This window comes from Pseudomonas sp. P7779 (assembly GCF_013386315.1).
GTDB lineage: Bacteria > Pseudomonadota > Gammaproteobacteria > Pseudomonadales > Pseudomonadaceae > Aquipseudomonas.
Window position 1 is genome coordinate 1 of sequence record NZ_JACARZ010000012.1, and the last position, 9,506, is coordinate 9,506.

Annotated in this window: 7 protein-coding genes; 5 read left to right on the forward strand and 2 right to left on the reverse strand. The window is 61.4% G+C overall.

What is annotated here, in order from left to right:
- Positions 1 to 38: 38 nt before the first annotated feature.
- Positions 39 to 737 (reverse strand): response regulator, encoded by a 699-nt coding sequence (locus HX869_RS04105; protein ID WP_008430557.1) that lies wholly within the window; start codon positions 735 to 737, stop codon positions 39 to 41.
- The gene (locus HX869_RS04110) at positions 712 to 4,098 is read right to left on the reverse strand and encodes an ATP-binding protein (protein WP_087695378.1); all 3,387 of its coding nucleotides are present in this window, start codon (positions 4,096 to 4,098) and stop codon (positions 712 to 714) included. The genes HX869_RS04105 and HX869_RS04110 overlap by 26 nt, the downstream gene beginning before the upstream one ends.
- 354 nt (positions 4,099 to 4,452) lie before the next feature.
- Here HX869_RS04110 and urtA point away from each other — a divergent pair, with 354 nt between their 5' ends.
- From urtA to urtE, 5 genes are all read left to right on the forward strand, one after another.
- The gene (gene urtA, locus HX869_RS04115) at positions 4,453 to 5,661 is read left to right on the forward strand and encodes an urea ABC transporter substrate-binding protein (protein WP_003218263.1); all 1,209 of its coding nucleotides are present in this window, start codon (positions 4,453 to 4,455) and stop codon (positions 5,659 to 5,661) included.
- A 196-nt stretch (positions 5,662 to 5,857) separates the two neighbouring features.
- Positions 5,858 to 6,775: an urea ABC transporter permease subunit UrtB gene (urtB, locus tag HX869_RS04120; protein ID WP_177010127.1), complete on the forward strand. Its 918-nt coding sequence runs from the start codon at positions 5,858 to 5,860 to the stop codon at positions 6,773 to 6,775.
- Positions 6,776 to 6,785: 10 nt separating this feature from the next.
- Positions 6,786 to 7,946 carry an urea ABC transporter permease subunit UrtC gene (gene urtC, locus HX869_RS04125; protein ID WP_177042410.1) on the forward strand — a complete coding sequence of 387 codons (1,161 nt, stop codon included), beginning with the start codon at positions 6,786 to 6,788 and terminating at the stop codon, positions 7,944 to 7,946.
- Positions 7,943 to 8,701 carry an urea ABC transporter ATP-binding protein UrtD gene (gene urtD / locus HX869_RS04130; protein WP_003218258.1) on the forward strand — a complete coding sequence of 253 codons (759 nt, stop codon included), beginning with the start codon at positions 7,943 to 7,945 and terminating at the stop codon, positions 8,699 to 8,701. Before urtC ends, urtD begins: the two co-directional genes overlap by 4 nt.
- Before the next feature lie 10 nt (positions 8,702 to 8,711).
- Positions 8,712 to 9,401 carry an urea ABC transporter ATP-binding subunit UrtE gene (gene urtE / locus HX869_RS04135; RefSeq protein ID WP_008430563.1) on the forward strand — a complete coding sequence of 230 codons (690 nt, stop codon included), beginning with the start codon at positions 8,712 to 8,714 and terminating at the stop codon, positions 9,399 to 9,401.
- Positions 9,402 to 9,506 lie beyond the last annotated feature (105 nt).

The following is a 9,506-nucleotide window of genomic DNA, read 5'->3' on the forward strand; positions in this document are numbered from 1 at the left end:
TGACACACCGCATTCGCGAGCAAGCCCGCTCCCACATTTTAGACCGTGGCCATCTGTGGGATCCGGGTTGGACTCATCGCCGCCATCGCCACCGAAGTCGCCGCCGTGCGCGTCTCCACTCCCAACTTCACATACACATGCTCCAGATGCTTGTTCACCGTCCTCGGACTCAACCCAAGAATGTCGCCAATATCCCGATTGGTCTTGCCACACGCCACCCAACGCAGCACTTCCACCTCCCGCTCCGTCAGTTGAAACCGCGCCGACAATAGCTTGTGCGCCGGCTCATCCTCCAGGGTGATCACGCTCGGCTGTGTCGCCGCACGCGCCGACAGCAAAATCCGCGACGTACGCAAATGCGCCGCCACCCGCGCCAGCACTTCATCGGTCTGGATCGGCTTGGTCACGTAATCGCTGCCGCCCACCTCGAACCCCTGCACCACATGCTTGCTGTCGGTCAGCCCAGTCATGAACACCACCGGAATATCCGCGCTGGCCGGTTGTGCCTTGAGCCGGCGGCAGGTTTCAAAGCCGTCCAGCCCGGGCATCACCGCGTCCAGCAGGATCAAATCCGGGCGCCGGCGTTGCACGCGGTTCAGCGCGCTGAGGCCGTCCAGCGCCACCAGCACCATGTAGCCGGCGTCGTCCAGGGCGTCGGAGAGCATGGCCAGGTTGTCCGGGGTGTCGTCGACAATCAGCACCACGCCGGGCTCAGCGCTGTGGGTCAAGGCATTCATCTTCGGCCTCCTTCAGGATGCGGTTGAGTTCTTCCAGGCGAAAGCTTTTCAGCAAGGCCCGGAGCTTATTGATGAACGGTGCGGTACCTGGGCTGTCCAGCACGATGGCGTCGAGCTTTTCATGCAAACCACGCACATAGCCAATGGCGCTCAGTTCGGCGAGCACCGCGAGTTCTTCTGCGCTGGGTAGCGCGCCTTGGGTCGCGACCGGCGCGGCGAGCGGTGTGCGACGGCGCAGCCATTGCAAGTCCAGGTGCAGTTGCAGGCGCCCGAGCAGTTCCGGGGTACGCACCGGCTTGGCCAGGTAGTCGTTGCAGGCGCCGGCGATGCTGCGTTCGCGGTCGTCAGTGAAGGCGTTGGCGGAGATGATGATAATCGGCGCGGCAGACAGCGCATTACGCCGGATCATCCGGCTGGTGGCCCAGCCGTCCATGGTCGGCATCGAGAGGTCCATCAGGATCAGGTCCGGCGACAGCAGCGCCACCTGGCGGATCGCCTCCTGGCCGTTGCTGGCCTGGGACACCTCGAAGCCCAGGGGCGTGAGCATGCCGCTGAGCACCTTGCGATGGTCCACGTGGTCATCCACCACCAGGATGCGCCGTCGTTCGCCGTGGTAGCCGATGATGTCGTGCTCCACATGCACCACGGCTTGCGGCACGCGGACCTGGGACAGGAACAGCCGTACCTGGAAGCAGGTGCCCTTGTCCAGCTCGCTGACCACCCGCAATTCGCCGCCCATCAGCGAGGTCAGCATGCGTGTGATAGTCAGGCCCAGACCCACGCCCTTGTCCTGGCGCATCAGGTCGCCGCGTTCGAACGGCTGGAAAATCCGCTCGATCTGTTCGGGGTCAATCCCGATGCCGGTGTCGATGATTTCGAAGTTGGCGGTCTCGCGCATGTAGCTGACCCGCAGGCGCACCTCGCCGCTGTCGGTAAAGTTGATCGCGTTGCCCAGCAGGTTGATCAGGATCTGCCGCACGCGTTTTTCATCGCCGCGCACTACGGCGGGGATCTTGCCCACGCAGTCCAGGCGAAAGCGCAGGCCCTTGTCTTCGGCCTGGGGGGTGAACATCTGCTCCAGGTCGTGGATCAGTTCCGGGAAGGGGATTTCGGTGAGCTCCAGGCGCAGCTTGCCGGCCTCGATCTTCGCCACGTCCAGCAGGCCGTCGATCAGCGACAGCAGGTGCGAGCCGCTGCGCAGGATGGTCGCCAGGGCGTCCTGATGCTGTTCGGGCATGGCACTGTCGCGCTGCAGAATCTGGGTGAAGCCGAGGATGCTATTGAGCGGCGTGCGCAGCTCGTGGGACAGCCCGGTGACGTAGCGACTCTTGGCCGCGTTCGCTGCTTCCGAGGCTTCCTTGGCCTGTTGCAGGGCCTGGTCGGTGAGGCTGTGGGCGGCGATCTCCTGCATCAGCAGCGAGGTTTGCCGGTCGGATTCTTCCTGGGCCACCCGCCGGCTTTCGCGGGTGAGTACTACCCACCAGGCGAGTACGGCGGCCAGCACCGAGAGCGTGAGGAACGCCTTGAAAAACGCCTGGTACAAGGTTTGCGAATGGGGCAAACCCTGGGCCGCCTGCATGTAGATCAGCGCCAGCGCCCCGGCGAGCATCAGCACCAGCGCCATCAACAATCCGAGGTAATGCGCCAGCCGGGTATGCAGGCGCGGTACCAGCGTGGTCGGCAACAACCAGCGCAACACCCCTTCGAACTGGCTGGCCAGGCGCGCGTGGGGTTTGCAACGGTCGCCGCAACGCGCATCCAGTGAGCAACAGAGCGAGCAGATCGGCGTGCTGTAGGCCGGGCAGAACGCCATGTCGGCGGTCTCGAACGGGTTGCTGCACAGCCCGCAGATCACCAGGCCGGTGCCGGGTTGCGGGTGAATCAATTGCGCCTCGCTGCTGCGCGCAATGTAGTAGCGGCCCTTGGTCAGCCACGCCAATAGCGGCGCCATGATTAACGCGGTACCCAGCGCGACAAACGGTGGCGCAGCCTGCGCCAGGGCGCCGAACAGGCCGAAGTGGGCGAGAATCGACAGCAGCGAGGCAATCAGCATCGAGCCGACGCCCACCGGGTTGATGTCGTAGAGGTGCGCACGCTTGAATTCGATGTGTTTGGGCGACAGGCCCAGGGGCTTGTTGATTACCAGGTCCGCTACCAGCGTGCCGATCCAGGCAATCGCGATATTCGCGTAGAGCCCCAGCACCTGCTCGATCACATCGAACACGCCGAGCTCCATCAGCATCAGCGCAATGGCGACGTTGAACACCAGCCACACCACGCGGCCGGGGTGGCTGTGGGTCACGCGGGCAAAGAAGTTCGACCAGGCCAGGGAGCCGGCGTAGGCGTTGGTCAGGTTGATCTTCATCTGCGAGATGAACACGAACAGCACCATCGCCCCCAGCGCCCATTCGGGAGAGGAGAACACATAGCCGAACGCGACGAGGTACATCTGGGTTGGCTCGGCGGCGCGCTCCATGGGGATTTCATGTTGCAGGGCGAGGAACGCCAGGAACGCCCCGGCGAACATTTTCAACGCCCCCGGCACGATCCAGCCGGGCCCGGCGCATAACAGCGCGGCCCACCAGCGCTTGCGGTTGGCGCTGGTTTTTTCCGGAAGAAAGCGCAGGTAGTCCACCTGTTCGCCGATCTGCGTGACCAGCGACAGCGCCACGGTGCAGGCGGCGCAGAACGACAGCAGATTGAAGTCGCCACCGTCGCTGCTGCGGCCGACAAAGCTGGTCCAGTCGCTGAAGGCCTCGGGGTTCTTCCACAACACGAAGCCATAGGGCAGCACCAGCAGCACCAGCCACAGCGGTTGCGTCCACAATTGCAGGCGGCTGATCAGCGTTACGCCGTAGGCCACCAGCGGGATCACCAGCAGTGAACAGATGACATAGGCGATGGCCAGCGGGATATGGAAATACAACTCCAGGGCCAGGGCCATGATCGCCGCTTCCAGGGCGAAGAACAGGAAGGTGAAACTGGCGTAGATCAGCGAGGTGATGGTGGAGCCGATGTAACCGAAGCCCGCGCCGCGGGTCAGCAGGTCCATGTCTACGCCATAGCGGGCGGCGTAGTAGCTGATGGGCAGGCCGGTGAGAAAGATCACCAGGCTGATGGCGAGGATCGCCCAGAAGGTGTTGGTAAAGCCGTAGCTCAAGGCCAATACGCCGCCGATGGCCTCCAGCGCCAGGAACGACACCGCGCCCAAGGCGGTGTTGGCGATGCGCAGTTCCGACCATTTGCGGAAGGACTTCGGGGTGTAGCGCAGGGCGTAGTCTTCCATGGTCTCGTCGGCGACCCAGGAGTTGTAGTCGCGGCGGATCTTGACGATGCGCTGGGTGCCGGGGAGGGGGTGCACGGTGGGGAACTCCTGCAAGGATGGGGAGATGGCAGCAATATTCGTGCCCCAGTCCTGCGGGGTGCGCTCTTCGTGGCGAGGGAGCTTGCTCCCGTTGGACTGCGAAGCAGGCCCAGCAAGACCACTTCATTTTTCCAGGCAGAACCGGGTCGCCGGTTTTGGGGCCGCTGCGCAGCCCAACGGGGGCAAGCTCCCTCGCCACAGGGGTTTCCTTTCCCAAGGCGGGCGGGATCCTGCTCGAAAATGGTGCGCAACGGCATACGTCAAATGACGTACCCCGTTACGTCAGGCTGCGTATACCCGCCGTGGCCACCTGCCGCCATGCTGAACCCCTCATTGCAGAGGAGTCGCCCCATGGAATCACGATTGATCCGCTCCAAACCGTTGTTGGCCTTATCACTGCTGGCGGCGAGTCTGTTCAGCCATGGCGTCATGGCCGACAACGAAGGCCTGGCGGTGACGCCCACCGAAGTCACCGTCGGCCAGTTGCACTCGGCCACCGGCACCATGGCGATTTCCGAAACCGGTTCGATCCAGGCCGAACGCCTGGCCATCGAGCAGATCAACGCCTCGGGCGGGATCCTCGGGCGGCAGATCAAGGTGATCCAGGAAGACGGCGCGTCCGACTGGCCGACCTTCGCCGAAAAGGCCAAGAAACTGCTGGTGAACGACAAGGTGGCTGCAGTGTTCGGCTGCTGGACCTCCGCTTCACGTAAAGCCGTATTGCCGATCTTCGAGAAAGAAAACGGCCTGCTCTACTACCCGACCTTCTATGAAGGCCTGGAACAGTCGAAAAACGTGATCTACACCGGCCAGGAAGCGACCCAGCAAATCCTTGCCAGCCTCGACTGGATCGCCAAGACCAAGGGCGCCAAAACCTTCTATCTGGTGGGCTCGGACTACATCTGGCCGCGCACCTCGATGAAGATCGCGCGCAAGCACATTGAAAACGTGCTGCACGGCACCGTGGTCGGCGAAGACTACTACCCGCTGGGCAATACGCAGTTCGGTTCGCTGATCAACAAGGTCAAGCTGAAAAAGCCTGACGTGGTGTTTGCGGCCGTGGTTGGCGGCTCCAACGTGGCCTTCTACAAACAGCTCAACGCAGCGGGCGTGAATGCGTCCAAGCAAACCCTGTTGACCCTGTCGGTGACCGAAGACGAACTGCTGGGCATCGGCGGCGAAAACATGGCCGGCTTCTATGCCTCGATGAAGTACTTCCAGAGCCTCGACAACCCGAACAACAAAGCCTTCGTGGAAGCGTTCAAGGCCAAGTACGGCAAGGATGCAGTGATCGGTGATGTGACCCAGGCGGCCTACCTCGGCCCATGGTTGTGGAAAGCGGCGGTGGAGAAGGCCGGCAGTTTCGACGTGGATAAAGTCGTCGCCGCATCGCCTGGCATCGAGCTGAAAAACGCGCCGGAAGGCTACGTGAAGATCCACGAAAACCATCACCTGTGGAGCAAGTCGCGCATTGGTGAAGTGCAGCCAAACGGGCAGTTCAAGGTGATCTACGAGTCGGATCTGATCGAGCCGAATCCGTTTCCGAAAGGCTATCAATAACCTCGGGTCTGGCGCTGATCTGAATGTGGGAACTGGTTTTGTGTGGGAGCGGGCTTGCTCGCGAAAGCGGTGAATCAGTGAGTGCATCCGGTACTGACACACCGTATTCGCGAGCAAGCCCGCTCCCACACAAGCCAGCTCCCACATAAAGCAGAAGCAGATTGCATTTCAACCTCCCGCTCAGGAGACCATCATCATGGAATGGCTATCGGAATTTGGAGCCATCGCGGCGATGCAGGGGTTCAACGGCTTGTCCGTGTTCTGCGTGCTGTTGCTGATGGCATTGGGACTGGCAATCATCTTCGGCCAGATGGGCGTAATCAACATGGCCCACGGTGAGTTCCTGACCATTGGCGCCTACACCACCTACGTCTGTTCCAGTCTTACCGCGCATTTCGCGCCAAGCTTTCAGCCGTATTACTTTTTCGTTGCCATTGCCCTGTCATTCCTCGTCGCGGGCGCCGTGGGCTGGCTGGTGGAATGGGCAATGATCAGCCGCTTGTACAAGCGGCCCCTGGACACTTTGCTCGCCACTTGGGGTTTGTCCCTGGTGATGCAGCAAACCTTCCGCTCGGTGTTCGGCGCCCGTGAAGTGAGCGCCGAACCGCCGGCCTGGCTGATGGGCTCGGTGAACCTCAGCGACGCCATCGAGATCCCGCGCAACGGCCTGTTCATGATGGGCCTGACCGTGCTGCTGACCGGGGCGATCTTCGTCATGCTCTACCGTTCGCGCTGGGGCTTGCAGGTGCGCGCCACCGTGCAGAACCGCTTGATGAGCCGGGCGGTGGGCATCAACACGCGCAAGGTCGACCGCATGACCTTCGCCCTCGGCTGCGGCGTGGCGGGCGTGGCCGGTGCGGCGTTCACCACCATCGGCTCCACCGGGCCGACCGCCGGTTCGCAGTACATCGTCGACACCTTCCTGGTCGTCGTATTCGGCGGCGCGCAAAGCCTGTTCGGCACCATTGCCTCGGCGTTCGTGATTGCCCAGACCCAATCGCTGTCGGAGTTTTTCCTCAGTGGCTCGATGGCCAAGGTGCTGACGCTGTCGTCGGTGATCCTGATCCTGATGCTGCGCCCGCAAGGGTTGTTCTCCATCAAAGTGCGCAAGTAGAGGCGAACCGATGAAGGCTCTAGACAAACTGCTGGGCGGCCAGCAAAACCTGATCGGCATCGTGCTGTTGGCGCTGTTGATCCTCGTGGTGTTCCCGCTGACCCTGGACGCCTTCCGGCTGAACATGGTCGGCAAGTACCTGACCTACGCGTTCGTCGCGGTGGGCCTGGTGCTGTGCTGGGGCTATGGCGGGATTCTCAGCCTCGGGCAAGGCGTGTTTTTCGGCGTCGGCGGCTACTGCATGGCGATGTTCCTGAAGCTTGAGGCCTCGGACCCGATCAGCACCAAGATCCAGTCCACCCCGGGCATTCCGGACTTCATGGACTGGAACCAGATCACCGAATTGCCGTGGCTCTGGCAGCCGTTCCACAGCTTCACGTTTACCTTGTTCGCGGTGGTTGCGGTGCCGGTGCTGCTGGCGTTCATCATTGGCATGGCGCTGTTCAAGCGGCGGGTGGGCGATGTGTATTTCTCCATCGTCACCCAGGCGATTGCGCTGATCCTCACGGTGCTGATCGTCGGCCAGCAAGGCCTTACCGGTGGTGTCAATGGCATTACTGACCTCAAGACCCTGCTGGGCTGGGACCTGCGCGGTGACGGCGCGAAGATGATCCTGTATTTCATCAACGCCGGGCTGTTGTTCGGCTGCATCTTCATTGGCCGTTTCATCCTCGCCTCGAAGCTGGGCCGGCTGTTGATGGCCATGCGCGACAAGGAAGAGCGGGTACGGTTTTCCGGGTATGACGTGGCCAGCTTCAAGATTTTCGTGTTCTGCGTGGCGGCGGCGTTCTCGGCAATTGGTGGGGCGATGTTTGCCTTGCAGGTGGGCTTTATGTCGCCGTCGTTCGTGGGCATCGTGCCGTCCATCGAGATGGTGATCTTCGCCGCGGTCGGCGGGCGCATGTCACTGCTGGGCGCGGTGTACGGCGCGTTGCTGGTGAACTACGGCAAGACCTACTTTTCCGAATCCTTCCCCGAGCTGTGGCTGTACCTGATGGGCGGGTTGTTTATCGCCGTGGTCATGTACTTCCCCAACGGCCTGGCGGGGTTGTGGGACAGCCATGGTCGCCAGGCCCTGGCCCGGGTGTTGCGGCGCAAGCCGGTGGTCAAGGCCGAGCCCGCGAAGATCAAGCCCAAGGCGGAAGCCAAGATCCTGGAGACACAGCCATGACCGCCGTTGGTTTTGAAATGAAGAAACCGGTGTTGGCTATCGAAGGCCTCACCGTGTCATTCGATGGCTTCAAGGCGGTTGACAACCTCAACCTGTATATCGACCGCAATGAAGTGCGGGTGGTGATCGGGCCCAACGGCGCCGGCAAAACCACGGTGCTGGATTTGATCTGCGGCAAGACCCGCGCCACCAGTGGCAGCATCCAGTTCGACGGCCAGGAACTGACCAAAATGCGCGAATACAACATCGTGCGCGCCGGGGTAGGGCGCAAGTTCCAGAACCCATCGATCTACGAAAACCTCACGGTGTTTGAAAACCTCGAGATGTCGTATCCGGCTGGGCGCAAGGTGTGGGGCGCGCTGTTTTTCAAGCGTAATGCCCAGGTGATTGCGCGGGTCGAGGAGGTGGCGCGGGAAATCTTTCTCGGCGACTTGTTGCAGCAGCAGGCGGACCTGCTGTCTCACGGGCAAAAGCAGTGGCTGGAGATTGGCATGCTGCTGATGCAAGACCCTGAATTGCTGATGCTCGACGAGCCGGTCGCCGGGATGAGCGTCAACGAGCGGGCGCAAACGGCCGAGTTGCTCAAGCGCATCAGCCAGGGGCGCTCGGTGTTGGTGATCGAGCATGACATGGAGTTCGTCAAGAGCATTGCCCACAAGGTCACGGTGTTGCATCAGGGCAAGGTGCTGGCCGAGGGCAGCATGGAGTCGGTGCAGAGCAATCCGAAAGTCATTGAAGTGTATTTGGGCCACTGAGGAGTCGGGCATGTTCAAGATCGACAAACTGTCGTGTGGGTACGGGCAGAGCCAGATTCTTCACGACCTGGAGCTGGATGTGGCGAAGCGTGAGATCGTCGCGGTGATGGGGCGCAACGGGATGGGCAAGACCACGTTGTTCAAGAGCCTGATGGGTATTTTGCCGCAGTGGCAGGGGCAGGTCAGTGTGGATGGGCATGATGTGTCTGCGCTTGAAACCCATGAGCGGGTGGAGCGGGGGATTGCCTATGTGCCGCAGGGGCGGATGATTTTTCCCAGCATGAGTGTGTTGGAGAATATTCAGACTGGGTTGCCGGCGGCGGCCCGGGGCAGGGTGCCTGAGGATTTGTATGCGCTGTTTCCGGTGCTGTATGACATGCGTTCGCGCAAGGGTGGGAATTTGTCTGGGGGGCAGCAACAGCAGTTGGCGATTGCCCGGGCGTTGGCGACGAATCCCAAGGTGTTGTTGCTCGATGAGCCGACTGAGGGGATTCAGCCTTCGATCATCAAGGACATTGCTCGTACGCTTAAGGAGATTCGCAATTTGCGGGATTTGACGATTGTTGTTTCTGAGCAGGTGTTGTCGTTTACTTTGGAAATTGCTGATCGGTTTTTGGTGATTGAGAAGGGGAGGTTTGTGATTGAGGAAACTCGGGATCGGGTGGATGAGGCGACTATCAGTCGGTATTTGTCGGTTTGATCTGGCTGGGTACATATCCGTTATTTGGGTAACGGCGGCTTATGGTTTCGCTCTTACAGCGAGTCACTTTGCAAAAGCGGCAAAGTAACCAAAGCGCTCTGCCCC